At 36.7% G+C, this 24,636-nt stretch carries 34 protein-coding genes and 1 pseudogene; 29 read left to right on the forward strand and 6 right to left on the reverse strand.

The window, feature by feature from the left end; translation table 11 throughout:
- Nucleotides 1-18: 18 nt before the first annotated feature.
- The 25 genes and pseudogenes from rpsC (at nucleotide 19) to carA (ending at nucleotide 13,591) form a co-directional block, all read left to right on the forward strand.
- The gene (rpsC, locus tag AC0L6O_RS09220) at nucleotides 19-780 is read left to right on the forward strand and encodes a 30S ribosomal protein S3 (protein WP_341228544.1); all 762 of its coding nucleotides are present in this window, start codon (nucleotides 19-21) and stop codon (nucleotides 778-780) included.
- Nucleotides 781-812: 32 nt separating this feature from the next.
- The gene (rplP, locus tag AC0L6O_RS09225) at nucleotides 813-1,232 is read left to right on the forward strand and encodes a 50S ribosomal protein L16 (RefSeq protein ID WP_473308029.1); all 420 of its coding nucleotides are present in this window, start codon (nucleotides 813-815) and stop codon (nucleotides 1,230-1,232) included.
- Between the two features lie 49 nt (nucleotides 1,233-1,281).
- Nucleotides 1,282-1,464 (forward strand): 50S ribosomal protein L29, encoded by a 183-nt coding sequence (gene rpmC, locus AC0L6O_RS09230; protein ID WP_341228546.1) that lies wholly within the window; start codon nucleotides 1,282-1,284, stop codon nucleotides 1,462-1,464.
- A 58-nt stretch (nucleotides 1,465-1,522) separates the two neighbouring features.
- Nucleotides 1,523-1,777 (forward strand): 30S ribosomal protein S17, encoded by a 255-nt coding sequence (gene rpsQ, locus AC0L6O_RS09235; protein WP_341228547.1) that lies wholly within the window; start codon nucleotides 1,523-1,525, stop codon nucleotides 1,775-1,777.
- Nucleotides 1,778-1,825: 48 nt separating this feature from the next.
- A complete protein-coding gene (gene rplN, locus AC0L6O_RS09240; RefSeq protein ID WP_111371823.1) occupies nucleotides 1,826-2,194 on the forward strand; it encodes a 50S ribosomal protein L14 in 369 nt (122 codons plus the stop codon).
- Between the two features lie 37 nt (nucleotides 2,195-2,231).
- The gene (rplX, locus tag AC0L6O_RS09245; protein ID WP_473308031.1) at nucleotides 2,232-2,558 is read left to right on the forward strand and encodes a 50S ribosomal protein L24; all 327 of its coding nucleotides are present in this window, start codon (nucleotides 2,232-2,234) and stop codon (nucleotides 2,556-2,558) included.
- Between the two features lie 34 nt (nucleotides 2,559-2,592).
- On the forward strand, nucleotides 2,593-3,150 hold the full coding sequence (rplE, locus tag AC0L6O_RS09250; RefSeq protein WP_473308033.1) for a 50S ribosomal protein L5: 558 nt from the start codon (nucleotides 2,593-2,595) through the stop codon (nucleotides 3,148-3,150).
- A 12-nt stretch (nucleotides 3,151-3,162) separates the two neighbouring features.
- Nucleotides 3,163-3,432: a 30S ribosomal protein S14 gene (gene rpsN, locus AC0L6O_RS09255; protein ID WP_111371820.1), complete on the forward strand. Its 270-nt coding sequence runs from the start codon at nucleotides 3,163-3,165 to the stop codon at nucleotides 3,430-3,432.
- Nucleotides 3,433-3,542: 110 nt separating this feature from the next.
- Nucleotides 3,543-3,944, forward strand: a complete 402-nt coding sequence (gene rpsH / locus AC0L6O_RS09260; protein WP_341228550.1) for a 30S ribosomal protein S8 — start codon at nucleotides 3,543-3,545, stop codon at nucleotides 3,942-3,944.
- A gap of 49 nt (nucleotides 3,945-3,993) precedes the next feature.
- Nucleotides 3,994-4,551 carry a 50S ribosomal protein L6 gene (gene rplF, locus AC0L6O_RS09265; protein WP_473308035.1) on the forward strand — a complete coding sequence of 186 codons (558 nt, stop codon included), beginning with the start codon at nucleotides 3,994-3,996 and terminating at the stop codon, nucleotides 4,549-4,551.
- A gap of 30 nt (nucleotides 4,552-4,581) precedes the next feature.
- Entirely contained in the window at nucleotides 4,582-4,929 is a 348-nt protein-coding gene (gene rplR, locus AC0L6O_RS09270) for a 50S ribosomal protein L18 (protein ID WP_341228552.1), read from the forward strand.
- A gap of 18 nt (nucleotides 4,930-4,947) precedes the next feature.
- Nucleotides 4,948-5,454 (forward strand): 30S ribosomal protein S5, encoded by a 507-nt coding sequence (gene rpsE, locus AC0L6O_RS09275; RefSeq protein WP_341228553.1) that lies wholly within the window; start codon nucleotides 4,948-4,950, stop codon nucleotides 5,452-5,454.
- A 27-nt stretch (nucleotides 5,455-5,481) separates the two neighbouring features.
- Complete coding sequence (gene rpmD, locus AC0L6O_RS09280) at nucleotides 5,482-5,658, forward strand: 50S ribosomal protein L30 (RefSeq protein WP_341228554.1); 177 nt, start codon at nucleotides 5,482-5,484, stop codon at nucleotides 5,656-5,658.
- 52 nt (nucleotides 5,659-5,710) lie between these two features.
- Nucleotides 5,711-6,148: pseudogene (gene rplO, locus AC0L6O_RS09285) on the forward strand (50S ribosomal protein L15); the annotation flags it as partial.
- Between the two features lie 36 nt (nucleotides 6,149-6,184).
- Nucleotides 6,185-6,565, forward strand: a complete 381-nt coding sequence (locus tag AC0L6O_RS09290) for a helix-hairpin-helix domain-containing protein (protein ID WP_473308512.1) — start codon at nucleotides 6,185-6,187, stop codon at nucleotides 6,563-6,565.
- An 18-nt stretch (nucleotides 6,566-6,583) separates the two neighbouring features.
- Entirely contained in the window at nucleotides 6,584-7,909 is a 1,326-nt protein-coding gene (gene secY / locus AC0L6O_RS09295; protein ID WP_111371814.1) for a preprotein translocase subunit SecY, read from the forward strand.
- Nucleotides 7,910-7,916: 7 nt separating this feature from the next.
- On the forward strand, nucleotides 7,917-8,720 hold the full coding sequence (gene map, locus AC0L6O_RS09300; RefSeq protein ID WP_473308037.1) for a type I methionyl aminopeptidase: 804 nt from the start codon (nucleotides 7,917-7,919) through the stop codon (nucleotides 8,718-8,720).
- Between the two features lie 2 nt (nucleotides 8,721-8,722).
- The gene (infA, locus tag AC0L6O_RS09305) at nucleotides 8,723-8,941 is read left to right on the forward strand and encodes a translation initiation factor IF-1 (RefSeq protein WP_111371812.1); all 219 of its coding nucleotides are present in this window, start codon (nucleotides 8,723-8,725) and stop codon (nucleotides 8,939-8,941) included.
- Between the two features lie 33 nt (nucleotides 8,942-8,974).
- Nucleotides 8,975-9,091 carry a 50S ribosomal protein L36 gene (rpmJ, locus tag AC0L6O_RS09310; protein ID WP_111371811.1) on the forward strand — a complete coding sequence of 39 codons (117 nt, stop codon included), beginning with the start codon at nucleotides 8,975-8,977 and terminating at the stop codon, nucleotides 9,089-9,091.
- A 6-nt stretch (nucleotides 9,092-9,097) separates the two neighbouring features.
- A complete protein-coding gene (gene rpsM, locus AC0L6O_RS09315; RefSeq protein ID WP_341228556.1) occupies nucleotides 9,098-9,472 on the forward strand; it encodes a 30S ribosomal protein S13 in 375 nt (124 codons plus the stop codon).
- A gap of 58 nt (nucleotides 9,473-9,530) precedes the next feature.
- Nucleotides 9,531-9,926 (forward strand): 30S ribosomal protein S11, encoded by a 396-nt coding sequence (gene rpsK / locus AC0L6O_RS09320; protein ID WP_111371809.1) that lies wholly within the window; start codon nucleotides 9,531-9,533, stop codon nucleotides 9,924-9,926.
- A 72-nt stretch (nucleotides 9,927-9,998) separates the two neighbouring features.
- Nucleotides 9,999-10,604 carry a 30S ribosomal protein S4 gene (rpsD, locus tag AC0L6O_RS09325; protein ID WP_473308039.1) on the forward strand — a complete coding sequence of 202 codons (606 nt, stop codon included), beginning with the start codon at nucleotides 9,999-10,001 and terminating at the stop codon, nucleotides 10,602-10,604.
- Nucleotides 10,605-10,700: 96 nt separating this feature from the next.
- Nucleotides 10,701-11,690: a DNA-directed RNA polymerase subunit alpha gene (locus AC0L6O_RS09330; protein ID WP_341228558.1), complete on the forward strand. Its 990-nt coding sequence runs from the start codon at nucleotides 10,701-10,703 to the stop codon at nucleotides 11,688-11,690.
- Between the two features lie 88 nt (nucleotides 11,691-11,778).
- Nucleotides 11,779-12,315, forward strand: a complete 537-nt coding sequence (gene rplQ, locus AC0L6O_RS09335; RefSeq protein ID WP_473308040.1) for a 50S ribosomal protein L17 — start codon at nucleotides 11,779-11,781, stop codon at nucleotides 12,313-12,315.
- Nucleotides 12,316-12,481: 166 nt separating this feature from the next.
- On the forward strand, nucleotides 12,482-13,591 hold the full coding sequence (gene carA, locus AC0L6O_RS09340; RefSeq protein WP_473308041.1) for a glutamine-hydrolyzing carbamoyl-phosphate synthase small subunit: 1,110 nt from the start codon (nucleotides 12,482-12,484) through the stop codon (nucleotides 13,589-13,591).
- Here carA and AC0L6O_RS09345 read toward each other — a convergent pair.
- Nucleotides 13,588-14,709, reverse strand: a complete 1,122-nt coding sequence (locus tag AC0L6O_RS09345) for a THUMP domain-containing class I SAM-dependent RNA methyltransferase (RefSeq protein WP_473308042.1) — start codon at nucleotides 14,707-14,709, stop codon at nucleotides 13,588-13,590. The genes carA and AC0L6O_RS09345 overlap by 4 nt on opposite strands.
- 102 nt (nucleotides 14,710-14,811) lie before the next feature.
- On the opposite strand from AC0L6O_RS09345, the gene thrC reads away from it, so the two are divergent.
- Entirely contained in the window at nucleotides 14,812-16,119 is a 1,308-nt protein-coding gene (gene thrC, locus AC0L6O_RS09350; RefSeq protein ID WP_473308044.1) for a threonine synthase, read from the forward strand.
- Between the two features lie 3 nt (nucleotides 16,120-16,122).
- Here the strand turns inward: thrC and AC0L6O_RS09355 are convergent, their stop codons facing one another.
- The 5 genes from AC0L6O_RS09355 to AC0L6O_RS09375 all read right to left on the reverse strand — a co-directional run bounded on the left by AC0L6O_RS09355 (nucleotide 16,123) and on the right by AC0L6O_RS09375 (nucleotide 22,393).
- The gene (locus AC0L6O_RS09355) at nucleotides 16,123-16,845 is read right to left on the reverse strand and encodes a LolA-like protein (RefSeq protein ID WP_473308045.1); all 723 of its coding nucleotides are present in this window, start codon (nucleotides 16,843-16,845) and stop codon (nucleotides 16,123-16,125) included.
- Nucleotides 16,846-16,920: 75 nt separating this feature from the next.
- Nucleotides 16,921-18,807, reverse strand: coding sequence for a 1,4-alpha-glucan branching protein GlgB (glgB, locus tag AC0L6O_RS09360; protein WP_473308047.1), 1,887 nt, complete (start codon nucleotides 18,805-18,807; stop codon nucleotides 16,921-16,923).
- 42 nt (nucleotides 18,808-18,849) lie between these two features.
- A complete protein-coding gene (locus AC0L6O_RS09365; RefSeq protein ID WP_473308048.1) occupies nucleotides 18,850-19,914 on the reverse strand; it encodes an acyltransferase family protein in 1,065 nt (354 codons plus the stop codon).
- Nucleotides 19,911-21,254: a hypothetical protein gene (locus tag AC0L6O_RS09370; RefSeq protein ID WP_473308050.1), complete on the reverse strand. Its 1,344-nt coding sequence runs from the start codon at nucleotides 21,252-21,254 to the stop codon at nucleotides 19,911-19,913. The genes AC0L6O_RS09365 and AC0L6O_RS09370 overlap by 4 nt, the downstream gene beginning before the upstream one ends.
- Nucleotides 21,254-22,393 (reverse strand): glycosyltransferase family 4 protein, encoded by a 1,140-nt coding sequence (locus AC0L6O_RS09375; RefSeq protein WP_473308051.1) that lies wholly within the window; start codon nucleotides 22,391-22,393, stop codon nucleotides 21,254-21,256. The genes AC0L6O_RS09370 and AC0L6O_RS09375 overlap by 1 nt, the downstream gene beginning before the upstream one ends.
- A 95-nt stretch (nucleotides 22,394-22,488) precedes the next feature.
- On the opposite strand from AC0L6O_RS09375, the gene AC0L6O_RS09380 reads away from it, so the two are divergent.
- Genes AC0L6O_RS09380 through AC0L6O_RS09390 form a run of 3 tightly spaced genes read left to right on the forward strand, consistent with a single transcriptional unit; the run spans nucleotide 22,489 to nucleotide 24,606 of the window.
- Nucleotides 22,489-23,361 (forward strand): glycosyltransferase family 2 protein, encoded by an 873-nt coding sequence (locus AC0L6O_RS09380; protein ID WP_473308053.1) that lies wholly within the window; start codon nucleotides 22,489-22,491, stop codon nucleotides 23,359-23,361.
- A complete protein-coding gene (locus AC0L6O_RS09385) occupies nucleotides 23,358-23,687 on the forward strand; it encodes a hypothetical protein (RefSeq protein WP_473308054.1) in 330 nt (109 codons plus the stop codon). Before AC0L6O_RS09380 ends, AC0L6O_RS09385 begins: the two co-directional genes overlap by 4 nt.
- Nucleotides 23,688-23,700: 13 nt before the next feature.
- A complete protein-coding gene (locus AC0L6O_RS09390; protein ID WP_473308056.1) occupies nucleotides 23,701-24,606 on the forward strand; it encodes a ribonuclease Z in 906 nt (301 codons plus the stop codon).
- Nucleotides 24,607-24,636 lie beyond the last annotated feature (30 nt).

Raw genomic sequence — 24,636 nt, forward strand, 5'->3', positions numbered from 1 at the left:
TAATTTAGATTACAAAACATGGGACAAAAAGTAAATCCTATAGGTCTTAGACTTGGTTACATCAAAGGATGGGACTCTAGCTGGTATGGTGGAAAGAACTTTTCAGACAAGCTAGTAGAGGACAACAAAATAAGAAAGTACATCAAAGCCCGTATTCAAAAGGGTTCGATATCTAAAGTTGTTATCGAGAGAACACTTAAAAGGATTACGTTAACGATTCATACGGCGAGACCAGGTGTTGTTATTGGTAAAGCAGGTGCGGAAGTTGACAAGTTAAGAGAAGAGCTTAAGAAATTAACAGGAAAAGATATTCAAATAAATATTTTTGAAATCAAAAGACCTGAGCTAGATGCAAAGTTGATAGGTGAAACTATTGCTCAGCAGCTTAAAGCTAGAATTTCTTATAGAAGAGCAATGAAGCAATCTATTCAATCTGCAAGTAGAGTAGGTGCTCAGGGTATAAAAATTAAACTTTCTGGTAGATTAGGTGGAGCTGAAATGGCGAGAACTGAAATGTACAAAGAAGGTAGAATACCTCTTCATACACTTAGAGCTGATATTGATTATGCAATCTCTGAAGCTCTTACAGTATATGGTATTATCGGAATCAAAGTTTGGGTATTCAAAGGTGAGGTTTACGGTAAAAGAGACTTGACACCAAGTGGTGCTATCGAAGAAAGCAAAGAAAGCGGAAGAGGAAACGATAGAGGCCGAGGTAGAAAAGACGGTGGAAGAGGTAGAAGAGGCGGAGACGCAGGTGGAAATAGAAATAGAAGATAAGAGGTATACACCTCAGATAAATACGAATAGTAATGTTACAACCGAGAAGAACTAAGTTTCGTAAGCAGCAAAAAGGAAGAATAAAAGGTTTAGCCTCTAGAGGTCATCAAATAGCTTTTGGTTCATTCGCAATAAAGTCATTAGAGCCGGGTAGAATAACCTCTCGCCAGATTGAAGCTGCTCGTATTGCCGTTACACGTGCTATGAAACGTGAAGGACAAGTGTGGATTAGAATTTTCCCTGATAAGCCTATTACAGCAAAACCTCTTGAGGTTCGTATGGGTAAAGGTAAAGGAGCTCCTGAGTATTGGGTAGCTAATATCTTTCCAGGTACTGTTCTTTTTGAGGCAGGTGGAGTTTCTCTTGAAGTAGCTAAAGAAGCCCTTAGATTGGCCGCTCAAAAGTTACCTATGACAACGAAGTTTGTTGTAAGAAGAGATTATCAAGCTTAATTATAGATAAATATTTGGAGTCATTGATTCTAATATAAAAAAGACGAAGATGAAAAAAGTAGATTTGAAAGGTTTAAGTGCGGAGCAGTTAGCTCAGCAATTGACCGAGGAGAAACAAAGGTTGCAAAAGATGAAGTTTGCACACGCGATTACTCCTATTGAAAATCCAAGACGAATTACAGAGGTTAGAAAGGTGATAGCTAGGTTGTCAACTGAAATAGCTGCTAGATAATTCAAATAATAGTACAGAAGTAGGAATAACGTGGTGGAACCACAAATCTGTTATCAAAATGGAAAGAAAAGTTAGAAAAGAGCGTGTAGGTGTTGTGACAAGCAACAAAATGGATAAATCTGGTGTAATGCAGGTTGTTCGTAAAGTAAAGCATGCGAAGTATGGTAAGTTCATGCTCAAAACAAAAAAGATCATGTTTCATGACGAAAATGGTGAGGCCGGAATAGGTGATACTGTTAAAATAATGGAAACAAGACCTTTGAGTAAATCAAAAAACTGGAGACTTATAGAAGTTCTTGAGAAAGCTAAATAAGCTTCTTAATTATAGGTCTTTTTATAATAAAGTTTAAATAATAGAATAATGTTACAGCAAGAATCAAGAGCGAATGTAGCTGATAATAGCGGTGCCAAAGAAGTATTAGTAATTCGCGTTTTAGGCGGTACTAAGAAAAGATATGCTGGTATTGGAGATAAGGTAGTAGTTACTGTAAAGCAGGCTCTATCGTCTTCTAATATGAAGAAAGGTACAGTCTCTAGAGCGGTTGTGGTGAGAACCAAAAAGGAAGTAAGACGTAAAGATGGTACTTACATTCGTTTTGAAGAGAATGCAGTAGTTCTTTTGACTAATAATGATGAGCCAAGAGGAACTCGTATTTTCGGACCGGTGGCACGTGAACTTCGTGAGAAGCAGTTTATGAAAATTGTTTCATTAGCACCAGAGGTTCTTTAATAGGCTTTTGGATAATTAATTAGTAAAGAAAGAAATTATGAGTACTCAGAAAAAACGTCATGTACGCACTGGAGATACAGTGAAAGTAATAGCGGGTAATTCTAAAGGAAAAGAAGGCAAAGTTACTGAGGTAATCGTAGCTAAAGATAGAATTATAGTGGAAGGTATCAACATGATTAAGAAACATGTTAAGCCAAACGCTCAAAACCCACAGGGTGAAATCCAGGAAACTGAAGGAACTATTCATATCAGTAATGTTATGGTAGTAGATCCATCAAGTGGAGATGCTACTAGAACTGGAAGAAAAGTTAACGAAAACGGAAAATTGCAACGCTTCGCAAAGTCAAGCGGCAAATTCATTTAAAAGATAAACGTGGGTCGGAAATCCACATTTGAAAATGGCAAGATTAAAAGAACAATACATTAAGGAGGTAGTACCTGCATTGAGAGAGAAATTCTCTTATAAATCTATAATGCAAGTACCTAGTCTTAAGAAGATCGTAGTAAACAGAGGTGTTGGAGAAGCAACTGGTGATAAAAAACTGGTAGACTCTAGTGTTGAAGAATTAGGAATTATTACTGGTCAAAAGGCTGTACCTACTTTGTCTAAGAAGGCAGTTTCTAACTTTAAGTTAAGAGAGAATATGCCGATTGGTGCTAAAGTAACTTTACGTGGAGAAATCATGTATGAGTTTATGGACAGATTAACATCTGTAGCACTTCCAAGAGTAAGAGATTTTCAAGGAATAAGTGATAAAGGTTTTGACGGCAGAGGTAACTATACTTTTGGTGTAACGGAACAAATTATTTTTCCAGAGATTTCAATTGATAAAATTGCGAAAATTCAAGGTATGGACATCACTTTCGTGACTACTGCTGTAACGGATGCAGAAAGCTACGAATTACTTAAAGCTTTGGGTATGCCTTTCGCAAGTTCTAAAAAAAGTAATAATTAATTTCTATCAAAGATGGCAAGAGAGGCAATAAAAGCAAGAGAGCGTAAAAGAGAGAAACTAGTAGCGCGTTATGCAGATAAAAGAGCTGCTTTAAAAGCTGCTGGAGATTGGAAAGGTTTAGATGCCCTTCCTAAAAACTCTTCACCGGTTCGTCTGCACAACAGATGTAAGTTAACTGGAAGACCAAAAGGATATATGCGTAAGTTTGGAATTAACCGTGTAACCTTTAGAGAAATGGCCAGTGCTGGTCTTATACCAGGAGTTACAAAAGCTTCTTGGTAAAATTTTGTAATTAATTTAGAAATAACTATCTTTGCAGCCCAATTGAGAAAGTCACGCCTGTGATACTCCTCAATGTTGGCTAAGGTATCCTATAATATATATTAAAAAGAATGGTAACAACGGATCCAATAGCAGATTATCTAACTAGGATTAGAAATGCTATAAGTGCGAGACATAGAGTAGTTGATATTCCTGCTTCAAACATGAAGAAGGAAATCACTAAAGTACTTTATGACAAAGGATATATTCAGAGCTATAAATTTGAAGATTTAGGTCCTCAGGGTCAAATCAAAATAGCATTGAAGTATAACTCACAAACTAAAGAATCTGCAATAGTTGATTTAAGAAGGGCTTCTAAGCCAGGTTTGAGAAAGTATGCTAAAGCATCTTCTCTTCCAAGAGTTTTAAATGGACTAGGAATTGCAGTAATGTCGACTTCTCAAGGTATAATAACTGACAAGGAGGCTCGTACATTGAATATTGGTGGAGAGGTTCTTTGTTATATCTACTAATAATAATTTAAAGTTGACCGCTTAGAAATAAGCCTTAAACAAAACAATAATGTCAAGAATTGGAAACAAATTAGTAGTAATCCCAGCTGGGGTTACTGTATCAGTAAGCAACGATAATGTTGTTACTGCAAAAGGTCCTAAGGGCGAGCTTACTCAGGCTATTGATAAAGATATGACTATCTCTATCGAAGGGTCTGAGTTAAAGGTGGTTCGTCCATCAGAGCAAAAGAGACACAAAGCTCTTCATGGTCTTTCAAGATCACTTATCAATAATTTAATTGTAGGTGTATCTGAAGGTTATAAGAAGGAATTAGAATTAGTAGGGGTTGGATACAAGGCCACTAATAATGGAAATATTCTTGATTTATCTTTAGGGTACTCTCACAATATTTATTTCGTTGTTCCTTCCGAAATCAAAGTATCTACCGAGATGGTTAAGGGTAAGAGCCCGATGGTTACTTTTGAAGGTTGCGATAAGCAGTTGCTTGGTTTGGTTGCTGCCAAATTAAGAGGCCTTAGAAAAATTGAACCTTACAAAGGTAAAGGTGTTCGTTTTGTTGGAGAACAAATACGTAGAAAAGCAGGTAAGACAGCTGCTAAGAAATAAATTATTGAATAACGATTTAAAAAGAATATAATGTCAACTTTTAGAACGAAAAGAAGGCAAAGGATTAAGTGGAGTATCAGAAGAAAGGTTAACGGCACAGCCGAAAGACCAAGATTATCTGTATTCCGTTCCAATAAAGATATTTACGCTCAATTAATTGATGATGTAAAAGGTCAAACATTAGCAGCTGCTTCGGCAAAGAGCTTAGGTTTGAGTGGTCTTAACCTTGAGAATGCCAAAAAAGTAGGAGAAGGCTTAGCCAAAGTGGCAGTTGAAAATGGAATATCAGCTTGTGTTTTTGATAGAGGCGGATATTTGTATCACGGTAACGTTAAAGCATTGGCGGACGGAGCCAGAGCTGGTGGCCTTAATTTTTAATATCAGAACTATATCATAATGAGCAAAGGAGTAAAAGTAAACGAGTCAGAGCTTAAAGAGAAGGTAGTTGCGATTAACCGTGTAGCCAAAGTGGTTAAAGGTGGTCGTAGATTTAGTTTCTCAGCGATTGTCGTTTTAGGCGACGGCGAAGGTTCTGTTGGACAAGGTTTAGGAAAAGCTAACGAAGTAGTAGATGCTATTTCTAAAGCAATGGATGACGCCAGAAAAAATATGGTGAAAGTTCCTATAGTGAATGATACTGTGCCTCACGAGATGCACGGGAAATATTCAGGCGGATATGTTTTCGTTAAACCTGCAGCACCTGGTACAGGAGTAATTGCTGGTGGTGCGATGCGTGCGGTACTTGAGGCAGCTGGTATTCATAATGTACTAGCTAAATCAAAAGGTTCGTCTAATCCACATAACGTGGTTAAGGCAACTATTGCAGCACTTCAAAAAATGAGAGCACCTCATGAAGTAGCAATACAGAGAAGAGTTAAACTGAGCAAAGTTTACAACGGATAATAAGAATTTATTTTAATAGAAAATAAAATGGCAAGCGTAAAAATCACTCAGATTAAGAGTACAATTGATAGACCTAAAAGACAAAAGCTTACTATTCAAGCTTTAGGATTAGGGAAAATGAATCGCACGGTTGAAGTAGAGTTAAATCCAGCTATTCAAGGCATGATTAACAAAGTTCAACATTTAGTAAGAGTAGAGAAATAATAGGGCAAACCGAGTAACTCTTTTTTAGGGTTGCGTAAAGAATTCAAAAATGATAAAATTAGAAAATTTAAAACCTGCTAAAGGTGCTGTTAAGAAAAACAGCAGAGTGGGTAGAGGCCAAGGTTCTGGAGGCGGTGGAACTGCCAAAAGAGGTCACAATGGAGCTAAATCTCGTTCTGGGTATTCTCAGAAGAGAGGTTTTGAAGGTGGTCAAATGCCGCTTCAAAGAAGGGTTCCTAAGTTTGGTTTTAATAACATCAATAGAGTTGCTTACAAAGCTATCAACCTAGACTCTTTACAGAGTTTGGCAGATAGTACTGGAGCTAAGTCTATTGATTTAGGCTTGTTATATAACACTGGTCAGATTCAAAAATCTGATGTAGTTAAGATTTTAGGTAGAGGAGAGTTAACAGCTTCTTTAGAAGTAAAAGTAAATGCTTTCTCTAAGTCTGCAATTGCAGCAATTGAAAAGGCAGGTGGTTCGGCTGTTGTAGATGCTACTTTTAATCCAGAAGCTACTATTAGCTTGAAAGGTAAAAAAGTAGGTTCGACAGTTACGGCTGAGGTTGCTCCTAAAAAGGAAGCTAAGAAAGCTGCCGCTGTAAAAGAAGAAAAAGCTCCTAAAAAGGCCGCTTCTAAGAAAGTAGCTAAAGGTGATGATTTAAAGAAAGTTGAAGGAATTGGACCGAAAATAGCAGAATTGCTTTCTACGGGAGGATTCGATACCTTTGCGAAATTATCAGAAGCTAATGTTGACGATTTGCAAAACATTTTAAATGAAGCAGGTTCAAGATACGCCTCTCATAATCCAACTACTTGGCCTGAGCAAGCAGCTTTAGCAGCCGCAGACAAGTGGGAAGAATTGAAAGAATTACAAGATAAATTGAACGGCGGAAGGCCAGAATAAGCTAGCAAGTACTTTGCAATGAATAAACTTATAACCACTCTTAAGAATATTTGGTCCATTGAGGAATTAAGAAATAGAATTCTTAATACGATAATGATTATCGTGATTTTCAGAATTGGGTCATTTATTGTGTTACCTGGTGTAGATCCTTCAAGATTGCAGGATTTAACCGGCGGGAATGGATTATTGGGATTGCTTGATACTTTGGTTGGAGGTGCATTCAGTAATGCCTCCATCATGGCTTTAGGTATTATGCCTTATATATCTGCTTCTATTGCAATTCAACTAATGGGGCTTGCATTGCCGTATTTTAGTAAGTTGCAAAAGGAAGGAGAGTCTGGAAGAAAGAAGATAAATCAAATAACTCGTTGGTTAACTATTGCTGTAACGGCAATGCAAGGTTTTACATACCTAAGAACAACGATACCTACTGAAGCAATTACAGTAAGTCAAGGTTTATTTTATTTCTCATCTGTTATTATGCTTGTAGCTGGTACAATGATGTGCGTTTGGCTAGGGGAACGAATGACAGAGAAAGGTGTGGGTAACGGAATCTCAATGATTATCATGATTGGTATCATTTCTAGATTGCCAGCGGGTTTAGTACAAGAATTTAGTGCTAGAGCCAATGGAGGTCAGATTTTGTTCTTCATAATTGAAATGATTATTCTCTTCTTGGTTGTTGTGTTTGCTGTAGCTGTCACACAAGCGGTAAGAAGAGTTCCAGTTCAGTATGCTAAGCAGATAGTGGGAAATAAAATGGTTTCAGGTCAGAGACAATATTTACCATTAAAAGTGAATATCTCTGGTGTAATGCCAATTATTTTCGGTCAAGCTCTAATGTTTGTACCTGCAGCGTTAGCCAGTGCCTTTGCTGAGAAAAGTGATTTTTGGGCAAACATTCAAACTGTTTTCTCCGACTTTACATCTTGGCAGTACAATGCTCTTTATGCATTCTTGATTATTGCTTTTACTTTCTTTTATACGGCTATAACGATTAATCCTAATCAGATGGCTGACGATATGAAGAGGGGAGGCGGATTTATTCCGGGTGTTAAGCCAGGAGTTAACACTGCCAATTACATAGCAGCAATTTTAGATAGAATAACATTACCAGGTTCGATATTGTTAGCAGCTATTGCCGTATTCCCAGCTGTTGCTAGTCTGTTTGGAGTAAGTAATGTATTTGCTCAGTTCTTTGGAGGAACTTCTTTACTTATCCTAGTAGGGGTAGTATTGGATACTCTTCAACAAATTGAGAGCTATTTGTTAATGAAGAGATATGAGGGTTTAATGCAGTCAGGGCGTCTACAAAACAGACAAACTGGTGTTGTCTCTCAATAAGGAATATATGAGTCAGAGAAGAATTATACTAAAATCTGAGGAAGAAGCAGAGATTATTCGTCAGAATGGTGTGATTTTAGGAAAGACTCATGCTGAAGTGGCAAAAGTCCTTGATGAAGGAATGACTACTCAGCAGTTGGATTTAGTAGCTGAAGAGTTTATTAAAGATAACAAGGGTATCCCATCCTTTAAGGGCTATGGAGGTTTTCCAGCATCATTATGTATTTCGGTTAATGATGTCGTTGTGCACGGGATTCCGAGCAATAGAGTTCTTAGAAATGGTGACATAGTGTCCATTGATTGTGGTGTATTGAAGGATGGATATCATGCTGATAGTGCTTATACTTATGTTATAGGGGAGACTACGGATGATGTTTCTGATTTACTTAAGTCGACAAAAGAATCCTTGTATCAAGGAATTACCAAAATTAAGCCCGGTAATAGAATTGGAGATTTGAGTTATGCAGTACAATCATATAATGAAGATAGGGGCTATGGCTTGGTTCGTGAGCTTGTAGGTCACGGAGTAGGCAAAAGTCTTCATGAAGCACCTGAGGTACCGAACTTCGGAAGAAGAGGAAATGGACCGAGGATGCAGAAAGGGATGGTCTTGGCGGTAGAACCTATGGTAACACTGGGAAAACGATATATTGTCCAAGAAAATGATGGTTGGACTATCAGAACCGAGGACAAAAAGACCGCCGCACATTATGAACATACCGTGTTAGTAACAAAAACAGGGTATGATATTTTAACCACGTTTGAGTATCTCGAAGAGGTACTAAAAGAACGCAAAATGTTTTATGTATAAATATGGCAAAACAAGCTAATATACAAGTAGATGGAATTATTAGTGAGGCATTATCAAATGCAATGTTTCGAGTAGAACTTGAGAATAAGCATGAGGTAGTAGCTCATATATCAGGAAAGATGAGAATGCATTACATTAGAATCTTACCTGGGGATAAAGTTAAATTGGAGATGTCTCCGTATGATTTAACTAAAGCGAGAATTGTTTACAGATATAAATAATACTGAGGGTGTTTCCCTCTAAATTTTCAGAGCATGAAAGTCAAAGCATCAGTAAAAAAGCGTAGTGTTGATTGCAAAGTAATTCGCCGTCATGGTAAGATTTACGTTATCAACAAAAAGAATCCAAAATTTAAACAAAGACAAGGATAATAAGATATGAGGATTTCAGGTGTAGATATTCCGGATAACAAAAGAGGTGAGATTGCCTTGACCTATATATTTGGTCTTGGTCGTAGTACTTCACAGAAGATACTTGCAAAAGCAGAAGTTTCTGGCGACAAAAAAGCTGGAGAATGGTCTGATGATGAAGCCAATGCAATTCGTGCGGTCATTACCAACGAATACATGGTGGAAGGTGCATTAAGATCTGATGTACAATTGAGTATTAAACGTTTGATGGATATCGGATGTTATAGAGGTCTTAGACATCGTAAAGGTTTACCTTTAAGAGGTCAGAGAACAAAAAATAACTCAAGAACCCGTAAAGGGAGACGTAAGACTGTAGCTAACAAGAAGAAAGCTACTAAGTAAAAAAAACTAGAACAGGGGTAACAGTTTGTTACCCGCCGAATAGCTTAAAATAATAATAATGGCTCAAGCTAAAAGAAAAGACAAAGCAAAAAAAAGAGTTGTAGTGGTGGAACCGCATGGTCAGGTTCATGTAAAAGCATCATTCAACAACATCATTATCTCTGTAACCAACAGTACTGGTCAAGTAATATCTTGGGCATCTGCAGGTAAAATGGGATTCCGTGGTTCTAAGAAGAATACACCTTACGCTGCATTAACTGCATCTCAGGATTGTTGCCAAAAAGCATACGATGCTGGAATGAGAAAGGCTGATGTGTTTGTAAAAGGGCCAGGTTCTGGAAGAGAATCAGCAATACGTACTATTCAAAGTGTAGGTATTGAAGTGGTTAGTATTACAGACGTGACTCCATTACCTCATAATGGTTGTCGTCCTCCAAAAAGAAGAAGAGTTTAATTTTTTCACTTGTTTATTAAATGCTGGTTTGGACATTGGGGCCAAGTATTTTTTAGACAGTAACATATAATAATGGCAAGATATACAGGTCCGAAGGCAAAGATTTCTAGAAAGTTTGGTGAACCAATAATGGGACCAAGCAAAGCCTTACAAAAAAAGAACTATCCTCCGGGACAACACGGTAAGGGAAGAAGAAGCAAGAAGTCGGAATACGCACTTCAGCTTCAAGAAAAGCAAAAAGTTAAGTATACTTATGGTATGCTTGAAAAGCAATTTGCTCGTTTCTTCCAAATTGCAGCTGTTAGACCAGGTAGAACAGGTACTAACTTAATTCAATTATGCGAATCAAGATTAGATAACTTGGTTTACAGAATGGGAATAGCTCCAACAAGAAGAGCAGCAAGACAATTAGTTTCTCATAAGCATATTGTGGTAGATGGTGAGATATTAAATATCCCTTCTTATACAGTTAAGCCGGGGCAATTGATTGGAGTTAGAGAAAAATCAAAAGCAATGGATTCTATTGTAGAGAGTCTTAGCCTTAATTCAGCTACTAAGTATAGCTGGTTAGAATGGAATGGTACAGATATGAATGGTAAATTCATTTCCTTTCCTGAAAGAGACCTTGTTCCTGAGAATTTCAATGATCAGGCAGTAGTCGAGTTGTACAATAAATAAATAATTAGCTAGTCACCTTACATTAGGGTGATTAGCATTTCTTGATTTAGGAAATCCCTAAATCTACTTTCGTTAACGAAAAAAACACACCATAGTATGTCAATATTAGCATTTCAAATGCCCGATAAAGTCGTGATGGAAAAAGCAGACGACTTCCATGGCTTTTTTGAGTTTAAACCACTTGAGAGAGGTTATGGAGTAACTATCGGTAATGCTTTGCGTCGTATTTTGCTTTCTTCTCTTGAAGGATATGCAATTACTGCTGTAAGGTTTCCAGGAGTACTTCATGAGTTTTCATCAATTGAAGGTGTTGTTGATGATGTAACTGAAATAATTTTGAATCTTAAGCAAGTTAGATTTAAAAAGGTATCAGATTATGTAGATAACAAAATAACCGTAAAGGTAAAAAACCAAACTGAGCTTACAGCTGGTGATATTTCTAAGTTTACACAAAGTTTTGAAATCTTAAATCCGGACATGGTTATTGCCCGTCTTGATTCTAAGAAAGAAATAGAGTTTGAAATTGTGGTTGATAAAGGTAGAGGTTATGTTCCTTCTGAGGAGCAAACTAACACTGATTTACCAATTGGTTTCATAGCTGTAGATTCTATTTATACTCCTATTAAAAACGTTAAGTTTAGCGTTGAAAATACAAGAGTAGAACAAAGAACTGACTTTGAAAAACTTTTATTAGAAATTAAATCAGATGGTTCTATTCACCCTGAGGTAGCTCTTCAAGATGCTTCGAATATTCTTATTCAGCATTTCTTGAAATTCACTGATGAGAATATGGTATTTGATACCAAAGGTGATGACGACAATGATATGGTTGATGAAGAGTTCTTACACATGAGAAAGCTTCTTAAAACATCTCTTCAAGATTTAGATCTATCAGTAAGAGCTTATAACTGCTTGAAATCAGCGGAAATAAGAACTTTAGGAGATTTAGCTAGATTAGAAGTAGCTGATATGATGAAATTCAGAAACTTTGGTAAAAAGTCTCTTACAGAATTAGAGCAGCTTGTAGCTGAAAAAGGCCTTCACTTTGGAATGGATATAGTGAAGTACAAGTTGGACGAAGAATAATAATCGCAATTTTAAATAAACAAACGTAATAGGTGGGGCTGATAGACGCGATTATTTCAGCCTTTACCGCTACTTACTAAATTAGAAAATGAGACACGGAAAGACAATTAATCACTTAGGGAGAACTAAATCCCACAGAGTTGCAATGTTGAGCAACATGGCAAATTCTTTAATTCTTAATAAGAGAATTGCTACTACTCTAGCTAAAGCGAAAGCTTTGAGAAAGTATGCAGAGCCTCTTATCACTAAAGCAAAGAATGATACAACGCACTCTAGAAGAACAGTTTTTTCTTACTTACAGGACAAAGAGGCCGTTAAGGAGCTTTTTGGAACTATCAGTGAGAAAGTAGCTGAAAGAAATGGTGGTTATACTCGTATTATCAAATTAGGAACTCGTTATGGTGATAACGCAGAGATGGCTTTGATTGAACTAGTTGACTTTAATGAGACTTTACTTGCTGATACAGAAGATTCTTCTGCTGCGGAAGGTAAGTCTACAAGAAGAAGAAGAGGTGGTAAGAAAACTGCTTCTGCTGATAAAGTTCAAAATGAAGCTGGAACGGAAGCTGTTGAGGTGGTAGAAACTGCTGCTGAAGATACTTCTTCTGAAGAGCCTAAAGCTTAATAAAGAGTACAGAAATTTAAAAAAGGAAGACCGTAAGGTCTTCCTTTTTTTTGTTTTAAAGCAATTCTGTTTTATTCACATCTCCAAGAATGGAAAATTCCATTTTTTCCTCTAACTTTACACTCCGATAATTCATTCTACTCATCGGAAATCTACTTAAACATTGATGGAAAAAACGCAAGCACATGGGGCATACCTCATGCTAGAGGACGGGACTGTATTCAAAGGGAAAGCTTTAGGTAAAAAAGGTACATCGTCTGGAGAAATCTGTTTTAATACAGGTATGACGGGATATCAAGAAATCTATACCGACCCTTCTTACTCTGGACAAGTCATTATTAACACCACCTCGCACATTGGTAATTATGGTGTAAAAATGGACTCGGAAGAGGAATCTTCAAGTGTGAAAATTAAAGGTATGGTATGTAATGCCTATGCTGATAACTATTATTCTAGAAACACAGCTGACGGTTCTTTGCAAGAATATTTAGAAAATGCGGGTATCGTAGGTATTTGTGATGTTGATACTAGGCAGATAGTACGTCACATTAGAAATGCAGGAGTTATGAACTGTATTATAAGCTCAGAGATTGAAGATCTAGATGCTTTAAAAGGTGAGTTAGATAAATGCCCTTCTATGGAAGGTTTAGAGTTATCAAGTACCGTTAGTACTCAAGAATCTTATTTCTTTGGAAATGAATCTAGCAAGTATAAACTAGCTGTTCTTGATTTGGGGTGTAAGAACAATATTTTGAGAAGTTTTGCTGAAAGAGATTGCTATATGCAGGTTTTTAATGCTAAGACTGACTTAAAGGAGATAATGAAGTGGAATCCTGATGGTTTCTTTATCTCTAATGGTCCAGGAGACCCAGCGGCTATGGATTATGCTGTAGATACCGTAAAAGCAATGTTGGAAACTGGAAAACCGTTATTTGGAATATGTCTTGGGCATCAAATTTTAAGTAGGGCCTGTGGAATTACAACATACAAAATGCACAATGGACATAGAGGTTTAAACCACCCAGTCAAAAACCTTTTAACAGGTAAATCTGAGATAACTTCTCAAAACCATGGTTTTGCAGTAAGTGCTGATTCGGTGGCTGGTATTGACTCTGTAGAAATTACGCATATAAACCTAAATGATAAAACAGTAGAAGGACTTAAAGTTAAAGATAAGCCTGCCTTTTCTGTACAATATCACCCTGAGGCTGCTCCAGGACCTCATGATTCGAGGTATCTATTTGACGATTTTGTTTCTCTATTAGCCAAGGGCTAATAGAGTTTATAATGATTTAACTTGCATTCTAGGCCACCATTAAACATTTGGTGCCTAGATTCAGGTTTAAGTCCAAAGAACTTAAGAGCTTCTAAGTTTGAGCTTATTATCCAAGCTTCGTGATTGGTGTAGTGTTTCTTTAATTGGTCGCCAATGTTTTTATAAAACGAATTGATTTCGTCGATTTGAAGCCTTTCACCATAAGGAGGGTTTAGAAATACAACTCCTTTCTCGCCAATCTTCTCTGATTGGAAAAAATCTTCTTTTCTGACTTTAATATTTTCCTCTAAATTGGCTTTCTCTATGTTGGTAGAGATGTTGTCAATATTTTCTGTCAACAAGTCTCTACAATAGATATTAGTATCAGATTCTATGACTTCTGCTTCAAGCTTCTCCTTTACTTCATAAAATAAAGCTTGGTTGTAATCAGACCATCTTTGAAAGCCAAATCCTCGGTTTAAGCCAGGGGCTCTATTTGTTGCTATTAAAGCCGCTTCAATACCAAAAGTACCTGAACCTGACATTGGGTCATATAGGTCATCTTTTCCATTCCATCCAGACTTTAATATGATTCCTGCTGCCAGTACTTCGTTTAATGGAGCTTCGTTTGAAAATGTTCTATATCCTCTTTTGTTAAGTGAATCACCGGAGGAGTTTAAAGAAATGGTGCATTTATTATACTGAATATGAACATTGAACTGATAATCTGCATCGACGGTGTCTACGTCTGGTCTGCTTTTAAATTTCTTTCTAAATCTATCTACAATGGCATCTTTAGTTTTTAAAGCTACATACTTAGAATGGGTGAAAATTTCGCCGCTAACAGTTGCGGTGAGCGAAAAGGTATCTCTTAAACCAAATATTTCTTCCCACTGAACTGCAAATGCTTGGTCGTATAATTCGTATTCATCATTTGCCTCAAATTCCATAATAGGTATCAGAATACTAATGGATGTTCGTAAGGCCATATTGGCCCTCATCATTAAGGCGTCATCGCCATCAAATGACACTGCTCTTTTTCTCTTTAGAATATTTACCGCACCTAGGTTTTCTAGCTCCGCAAATAGTTCGTTTTCTAGTCCAGCCAAAGTCTTGGCAATCATCTGATAGTTTTCCATGCTGCAAAGCTAAATTTAATATCCTCATTTCTGTCAATTCTCTAGTCTCTTGGTGATAATTTTCCTAAAATTGCGGCGAATTAAAGCAGTTTAGGGAATACAATGAGACTTTTTAGCACAAACAAGACAAGCCCATCGGTAGGAATAGAGGAAGCCATTTTTCAAGGATTACCACCAGATAATGGACTTTATCTTCCAGATGAAGTTCCTGTACTACCAGATACATTCTGGGAAACCTGTGAAAGTCTTTCTTTCCAAGACATAGCCTTTGTTATTGCTAATGCTTTTTTCAAAGAGGAAGTTCCAGCCGAAGACTTAGAGGGCCTTATTCAAAACTCAATGGATTTTGACGCTCCTTCAGTAAAAGTAGGAGATGATTTATACTGTCTTGAGTTGTTCCATGGCCCATCTATGGCGTTTAAAGACTTTGGAGCAAGGTTTATGGCCGCTGTGATGTCATACTTTTTAGAGAAGAAGAATAGGAAGGTACATATCCTAGTTGCCACTTCTGGTGATACAGGAGGAGCGGTGGCTCAAGGTTTTTTCGGTCAAAGCAATATTGATGTTCATATTCTATATCCTAGCGGAAAAGTAAGCGACATTCAGGAGAAACAGCTAACCACACTTGGTGAGAATGTTAAAGCTATTGAAGTTGACGGAACTTTTGACGATTGTCAGAAATTGGTCAAAACGGCATTCCTAGATGAAGAATTAAGAGAGAAGTTACATTTGGCATCAGCCAATTCTATTAATATTGCCAGACTAATACCTCAGGCTTTTTATTTTGTTTACGCCTATTCTAGACTAAAAGAGAAGCATTTACCTGTTGTATTTAGTGTGCCTAGCGGCAATTTTGGTAATTTAAGTGCTGGTGTTATTGCTCATAAAATGGGAATGCCCGTTCATAGGTTTATAGCAGCGACTAACGTTAATAAGGTAGTACCTGAATATTTGAAATCTGGAAATTATGAGGCTATAGAACCTTCAATTAGTACTATTTCAAATGCGATGGATGTAGGGAACCCAAGTAACTTCCCTAGATTAAAAGCTTTGTTTGGTGATAAATTTGAAGACTTAGCAGCGTCTGTTTCAGGGTACTCTTACACGGATGAAGAAACGAAAGAAGGAATACTAGAAGTTAAGAAAATGTATGACTATGTGGTTTGTCCGCATACTGCAATTGCCTATTTAGGCTTAACTAAGTATTTAGAAACTATTGAAGAACCGGTTTCTGGTGTTTTCTTGTCAACAGCCCATTACGCTAAATTCCTTCCTGATATGGAAGAAGTACTTGGTGCAGGATTACCAGTTCCTGAGCGTTTGGAAGAACTGTTGGATAAATCGAAAGTAGCCTTAGAAATGAAGCCGGATTATAAGGTTTTTAGAAGTTACTTGGATGATTTAATCTAGTATTTACTGCCGGTCTAAAGAAAAGAGGGCACTATTAATACGCTTGTTTAATTCTATTTCTTCCACAGTTGATGTGTAAGATGGTATGCCGTTTATTTCAGCTTTCTGTGTGTGAGGATACTGTACACCGTCGACCTCCTTGTAATCGGAATAATAGATTGACAATTCACCATTAGCGTTAAATTCAACGCTTTTTACCATTTGGTAGTTTTTCTTGTTGATATAAAAGTCCTTTTTGCCTACTATATTGTTCTTCATGAAAATATGGTCTGGCTTAAGAATTGATAGGGCATAGCATTGAATTCCATTAATAAGTGTATCGTTTCCTTTTGATAGCTCATATTGGTTTTTATAGCTTTTGAAAATTGGGTCTGGGAAATCTTCAATAGTATTTAGCAGGTCACCCATATCCTCCTCCAGAAGCACCTCGTACTTCATAGTAATGGGGTTAGTAGCCCAACCTTGTCGACCATCATAACAAGCCGTTATTTCTATACCTTCGTAACTAAGGGTTGATTTATAGGCAGGACCTTTCTGTAGTGTAGTAGTTTGATAGGTTACGTCGTTTGTAACTACCTTTTTCACCTCCTTCATGCTATTAAGTCGAGTCAAGGTGACCTTGCCTCCCTTTTTCTCAATATAGGTGTCAACAAGCTCTTCTAGTGTTTGGCCGAAGGCTAAATTGGACAAAGAAATACAAAAGGATATTATAAGTATTCGTAACATTTATAAGACAAATTTTAAAAGCTCATTAATGAGCTTTCAAAATTTGAACCAGTTTTTTGATATAAAATGTTAACGTTACTTTCTTTTGAAAATTATACCTGCTAAAGGAGGTAAATCTATAATAACTGAATGCTCTAGACCATGGTAAGGAGCTTTTTTAGCTTTAAAAGACCCGTTACCAACTCCTGAACCTCCGTAAAGCCCATTATCACTATTAAGGATTTCTTCATATGTTCCAGCATTGTCTACACCGAGTTGGTAGGACTTTCTAGGTACTGGGGTCATATTAAGAACTACATAAACTTCTTCCGTTTCTGTTTTTCTTTTATAAAACAATACAGAATTTTCTTCATCTGTGGTGTCTATCCATTGGAAGGCAGTATGGCTAAACTGATTTAAGGTCAAAGACTTTTCAGTCTTATAAATGTTATTCAAGCCTTTTATAAGCTCTGTCATTCCTTTGTTAAGTGGGTTGTCCAGCTCATGCCAATCTAAGCTATTCTTAAAGTCCCATTCTGCTTTTTGGCCAAATTCACCTCCCATAAAGAGAAGTTTAGCCCCAGGGTGTGTAAACATGTAAGTATAGAGTAGTCTTAGGTTTGCGAACTTTTGCCAATCATCTCCTGGCATTTTATCTAACAGAGAGCCTTTCCCATATACCACCTCATCATGAGAAAGGGGTAACATAAAATTCTCAGTAAAAGCATATACTGTACTGAAAGTAATATCTTTTTGGTGAAATTTCCTGAAGGCTGAGTCTTTTTCAAAGTAGGCTAAAGTGTCATTCATCCAACCCATCATCCACTTCATGCCAAAGCCTAAACCACCACTGTAGGTAGGTCTTGAAACGCCAGGGAAAGCTGTTGATTCTTCGGCAATGGTTTGTGTACCTGGGTAAGAGGCATAAACCTCCTCATTAATTTCTTTTAAGAGCGATATCACTTCAAGGTTTTCACGACCACCATGTATATTAGGTATCCATTCACCTTCGTTTCTTGAGTAATCTCTGTATAGCATAGAAGCTACTGCGTCTACTCTCAAGCCGTCTACGTGAAATCTATCAAGCCAAAAAAGAGCATTACTGATAAGGAAAGACCTTACTTCAAATCTACCATAGTTGAAAATATAGCTTTTCCAGTCTGGGTGATATCCTTCATGCGGATTTTCGTGCTCATATAAGGCAGTGCCATCAAATCTGAATAAACCGTTTGCGTCGCCAGGGAAATGAGAAGGAACCCAGTCTAAAATGACTCCTATATCATTTTTATGAAGCTCTTCAATCAAGAACATTAGGTCTTGAGGATTGCCAAAAATGCTACTGGCAGCAAAGTATCCAGTAATTTGATATCCCCAGCTAGGCTCATAAGGGTGATGCATAATAGGCATAAGTTCTACATGCGTAAAACCCATTTCCTTAACATAAGGCACTAAATCTCTTGCTATTTCTCTATAGCTTAATCTTCTGTCGTTGTCAGCAGGGTCTCTTTTCCAAGAACCTAAATGAACTTCATAAACCGAGTAGGCAGAATCTAAAGAGTTTTTATCTTTCCTTATATCCATCCAGTTTTTATCACTCCACTCATAAAAAGTGTCCCAAATAATACTGGCCGTCTTAGGTGGTTTTTCCCACATAAGAGCAAAAGGGTCTGCCTTTTCTAGTTCTTCGCCTGTATTAGATTTGATGAAATATTTGTATACCTGACCGTTGCCAATATCAGGTATAAACGTTTCCCATATTCCAGATTGGTCCCATCTAGGGTTTAGCTCGTGTGAAGTTTTATTCCAACCATTAAAATCACCTATTACAGCAATTTTTTCTGCATTTGGAGCCCAAACGGCGAAATAAGTACCTTTTTGTCCATCGTTTTCAACTACATGTGAGCCTAGTTTTTCATAAAGCTTGTAGTGTTTTCCGGATTTGAAAAGGTGAATATCATAATCGGATAATAAGCTAAAGGACATAAATTAAAGGTTTTAAGTTATATTATTTGAATAGGGATTCTTCTAGAGTTTAAACTGTAACATCTTTTTCTCAATGAAACGCCATGAAAGATAAGCAACACAAATAACTATGGCACATATAAAGATGAGTTTTTCCCAACTAATTTCTTTTTGCTGATTTATGAAATAGTTAAATATGGGCATATGGAAAATATACATGCCATAAGAAATGTCGTTTCCTCGCAATATTTTATTGCTTACTGATGGAGCTGTATAGGTCAATGAAATAGTAGCTAAGGCTAACAGAGTAGCTCCTAAAACGCCATACGTAGATACTTCATATATGTTATCAAAAAGACCTAGCCAATTTCTGAAGATAAGCATATAGGCTACAAAAAGCACTAACCATAAAAGCCCCTTGTTTTTAAGGAACTTTGAAATAATATCAAAGTTTATATAAATCAAAATGCCAATACAGAAGAAATACAGGTAGTTAAAGAGTATAACGCCCATAATATTTCCCGCCATTTCGCTTTCTAAAATGATAGTTTTTTGATAGCTAGCATAAATTAAGGAAAGTAAACCTAAAAAGAGGAAAGTTAGGTTTTGTGCAAGCCTTGTTCTACGCCATTTAAAAACAGAAAGGAATAGGAGTGGTAAGAAAAAATAGTATTGAAGCTCTACGGAGATAGACCATAAACTACCGTTTGGATGGCCTACACCCCAAGTTGCAAGCGAAGGCATTTTATAAAATTGGAAAATACTAAGCTGAGCAGCTATCCATAACCAAAATGAGCCTGAAAAGAAATCAGAAAAGGTTAATTCATTTGATAACAGGAGTAAAGCAATTGTAAAAATCAGACAGACAAATAGGGCAGGGAAGATTCTAATTAAGCGATTTTTAAAGTATCGTTTTAGGTCATGACTATTCCTTTCAATTGATTTATAAATCAAAAAACCACTAATAGTAAAGAAAATAGGCACACCTGGGAAATAAGAAATTGCGGCTCTTATTTTCTCTTGATAAATACTGTTGAGATTAAAATGAGTAAGGGCATGATAAACTAAGACTTGCAATGCTGCCACAAGTCTAATAAGGTCGAAATTGTTTACTCTGACTGATTTCAAGCAGTTTTAGGTTTGATGATGGTGTTTTTTATGGCTGGCATAAATCTACAAACTAAAGCAAAGAAAGTCCACCTATTGTAATCAATGATTAGCCCATTTGTAAATGTAAAAACAAAAAAGTAGATAAAGCCGTACGCCGCAAATTCACTAATGATGCTGGTGGGTTTCTTAATTTCTATATAGCAGTATTTTAGCATAAGGTAGAAAAAGACCCCAAATAAAAGAAAGCCGACTAAGCCATATGAGTTAAAAACCTCCACAATTGGAACATCTACATAAAAGGCATAATAACCGTTTCCAAAAATTAGATTGAGGTATTTACCTTCGTCAAAATTCTCTGCTAAGTTCTCCGCCATTGTGTTCAGTATTTCTACTCTTCCCGCTGCAGAGAGGTCAACCTGTACGGAGCCTTTACTATACCACTTATCATCTACCTCTTCCGGTATGAATGTATTAACTAACTTTTCTAGCCTTCGCTGGATAAATCGATATCCTAGGTCAAGAATTGCTTCATTCTGCCGAATAAAATCAATTCCTTTCATTGACATAAAAATCACAATAATCCAAACGTACCATTTGGTAAAAAGGAATTTAATTTTATTCCAGATAGATCGAGCGTCATTGTTAAACCAAACATAACAACACACAAAAAGAAAACCAGAAATGATAGAAGACATTGCTTGAGCCAATATCAAAACGGCAAAAAAGATTATCAAAGCAAAATATGTGGCATACCTCCAAAGTTTTCGTGTTTCGTGTTTTAAAAATATAAAACCAGCTACAATTCCAAAAAAAGCACCCCTTCCAAATATATGTGGATTACCCATCGCTTCCATTTCAGAAGAATCACCATAGGAGATAGCGAAACGCTGTCCTAAAGAATAATTAGGGTTTTTTATAACGAAATAGACAAGACCTATGGAGCCAAGAATAGAGAGGCCGATACATATTTTTAAGAAGTTCATTCTTAAATAGGACTCCCGAACCGTCATAAGATAAAAGTAGAAATAGAGCACAATCCCTATAACAAAGTAGTCGTAGATGAATAACATAATCGACATATATCGATACGCCGGATAAATGATCATGTACAATATGACCATAACCAAGAAAGATATACCTAGAAAAACCAAAGGGGTATCATTGATGTAAAGTGACTTGAAGTTTCTAAAAGGAAGTGCTAGAAAAATAGCCCCAAACATGAATAATGTAGAGAAAGCAGTGCTGTTAGGAGCAAGGCCTATCCCATCTCTTATGGCGTAATTAAGCGGACCACTACAGAAAACCATGCTAATAGCAAATGCATCTCTATGTTTTAATATGAAGTTTAGCAATCTCATTAAGCGGTGTGCAATTTTAAATAACCCTCATACATCTCTTTAGCCACATTTTTAGGAGAAAAACTCGCTATCATTTCTTTGGATTTTAATCCAAATTCGGATATTTTTTCAGGCTTGTCTACAAAGAACTGCATGGCATCTTTTAGCTCCTTTTCAGAGTAAGCATCAAAGGTAAATCCATTTTCATTGTTTCTCACTAAATCAGCAGAAGAGCCTGATTGTTCTGAGACAATCACTGGCATTTCGCAAACCATAGCCTCATTAGTAACCAAACCCCATGGTTCGGAATAACTTGGTAAAACAAGAATATCTGCAAGTGCGAGTTTCTTGGGAACACCGTGCCACTCTTGCGGTGGCAAAATAAATAGGCCTTTCAAATTGCCATATTTCGCCAGAATGTCTTTTTTCAAAGGCCCATCACCCACAAGAATGAGCCCCCAGTCTTGAGCATCTGTTAAGTTCTTGTAAGATTCTATAAGACGGTTGAGGTTTTTGATATCCAAAAAACGTCCCACAAAAATGAAATTGTGCTTGGCGTACCCTGTTCTTTCTTCTTTAAATTCCGTTGATTCTTTATGTTTTCTATGAATATCAGCAACGAGGTTATTGTTGACCGAATTGCGTCGCATCAAAATTTTACTTTCGGGAGCACCGAGCTTTAACATATAGTCAGCAGACTTCTTACCGTAACAAAAAAAGCCATCAGCAAAAAAAACAATGATTTTCTTAATGAGCTCAGCGTACCATTTATTAGGATTGTCTGATTCTGTAGAATCCACCGCCAGTACCACCTTGATTCCCATTAATTTGGCAATAAAGTGTATCGTCACCATGGCAGGTTCATAATAGCCAGGTAGTGTAATAACCGTCGGTTTTAAAAGCCTTAGTCTTTTAAATACCTGCTTTACTCGGTCAAAATACTTTGTGTTTTCATAAACATCATCATAAAGTAGTTCGTACTCGTATGTATGAATAGAGGTATCAGCTTCGCCAAAATCTAAGCGAGATTTTTCATACTTAGCGGTTTGAATAATGTGAAGCGAGTCTTCAGGTTTCCCTTTGACAATATTTTCTAGCTCCTGAAAAATTCCTGCTTTATAATGTGACCAAAGAAACTGATGAATCAGTAAAATCCGCATTTATGAACTTTAAGTTTCGGTGTATAGGCAAATTTAGGAATAAAAATATAGGACTTTGAATGCGAATGCGAAAAACAAAAAATTATCTTTGCCCTATGACCGAAACTGCATTAGGTAATAAACTTCCCATTACAGCCATAATTCTTACTTTTAATGAAGAGAAGAACATTGAAGAATGCTTAAATAGCATTTATGATTATGTAGGGGAGATATATGTGGTAGATTCTTTTTCTACTGATAACACGCTTTCTCTTCTTAAGAAATACCCTTCGGTCAAAGTGGTTCAAAACGCCTTTGAGAATTACAGTATTCAGCGAAACTGGGCTTTTGACAATTTAGAAATAGAAAATGATTTCATTCTAAATTTAGATGCAGACCATAGGGTGATGCCTGAATTAGTGGATGAACTGAAAGGATATTTTGACAAGGGAATTCCAGAAAATATTAATGGTTTCATGGCTTCTAGAAGAACCATGTTTTTAGGGAAATGGATTAAAAGAGGTGGCCATTTTCCAGTTTATCATGGCATTATTTTCAGAAAGGGTTTTGGTCAGTGTGAACTAAAGAAGTACGATCAGCATTTTCTTATAGAAGGTGAGAGTATTGTTCTTAAAGCTAATGTTATTGATATCATTACCGAATCTTTAACGGTTTTTACAGAGCGGCATAATAAGTGGTCTACGTTAGAAGCTCAAGATTATATAGACTATCAGAGTAACCATGGAGCCGGGAGAGTGCAAGCTTTAAAAGATGGGAACGAGATGGAAAAGAGGAGATATCAAAGGATGAAGTATTATTCTTACCCTCCTTTTTTAAGAGTTTTTCTTTATTTCTTTCACCGTTTTGTTCTTAAAGGTGGATTTAGAGAAGGAGTGCCAGGTTTAATTTTTCACTTCTTACAAGGGTTCTGGTTTAGATTTTTGGTTGATGCCAAAATTTGGGAGTTAAAAAACGCAAAAGAAGAATGAGTTTTAAGTTAGATATTTCTGAGGAAATTATTAGCGTCATTTATGAGGAGAAGGGTAAGTCACTAGCTGCTCTTACTTCTGAAATTCCATTGGAGAAGCTATCTGTAATTGTAGATTATGCTACTTACAAGTTTGGTGTTTCCGATCTTGGCATTCTTCAAAAATGGAATGAAAGAATAAAAGAATATGACGGTCTGCTCGTTTTAACAGGAGAAGAGCGTACAGAAGTAGAAGGAGTACTTTTTTTACCAACCTTCCACGAAGCCAAAGAGGCTATTTTTATGAACGACTTAGAGAACCAGTTTCTAAAAGAAATGGGGGAATAAAAGGAAAAAGCATTTGAAGTTAACTGTTTTAGGTATTGGTTCGGCATCACCCCAGGTGGGTAAAAATCCGTCAGCATTTTTAGTCTCTTTTAATAATGAGCATATTTTAGTAGACTGTGGAGAAGGTACACAGCATAGGCTACTTGAAAAATCAATTAAAGTAAGTAGGATAAAGACAATCTGCATAAGTCATTTGCATGGCGATCATTATTTCGGTTTGATAGGCTTGCTTTCTAGCATGAATCTGGGCGGTCGTACAGATCCTATGACGCTCATAGGGCCTGAACAGCTATTAGATATTTTAAATATTCAATTTTTGGCGGCAAACACTTCTTTAGGTTTTGAATTAAACCTCATCAAAACAGATAATTCTAAATCAGAACTCCTTTTAGAGCATAAAGCTTTTACCATAGAAACCATTCCTTTAATTCATAGAGTGCCATGCACTGGTTTCAAAATCACAGAAAAGGCAGGAAGAAGGCATTTGATTCCTGAAAAATTACCTAAAAGCTTTCCAGTAGCCTTTATCAATCTATTGAAAGATGGGAAAGATGTGACTGACCCATTGACACAAGAAGTTTTTAAATCATTAGAATATACACGAAGAGGGGAGCCTGCAAAAGTCTTTTCTTATTGTTCAGATACTGCCTATAATCCTGTTATAGTACCAATAATTGAAGGTTCAGATTTGGTATATCATGAGGCTACTTTTACAAAAGAGCTGGAAGATAGAGCTGCCAAAACTCAGCATAGTACAGCCGAACAAGCTGCACAAATAGCCAAGGATGCCAAGGTGAAAAAGATGATTTTAGGTCACCTTTCTTCCAGATATAAGACCACAGATGCACATTTAGAAGAGGCCGAAAAAGTGTCTTCTAACGTTGAAATGGCTATTCAAGGAGCAGTTTATCAGATTTAATTGCTTTTTTTTGAACTTTTAACCTACTAA

Source organism: Arcticibacterium sp. GJ41-1 (assembly GCF_055808875.1).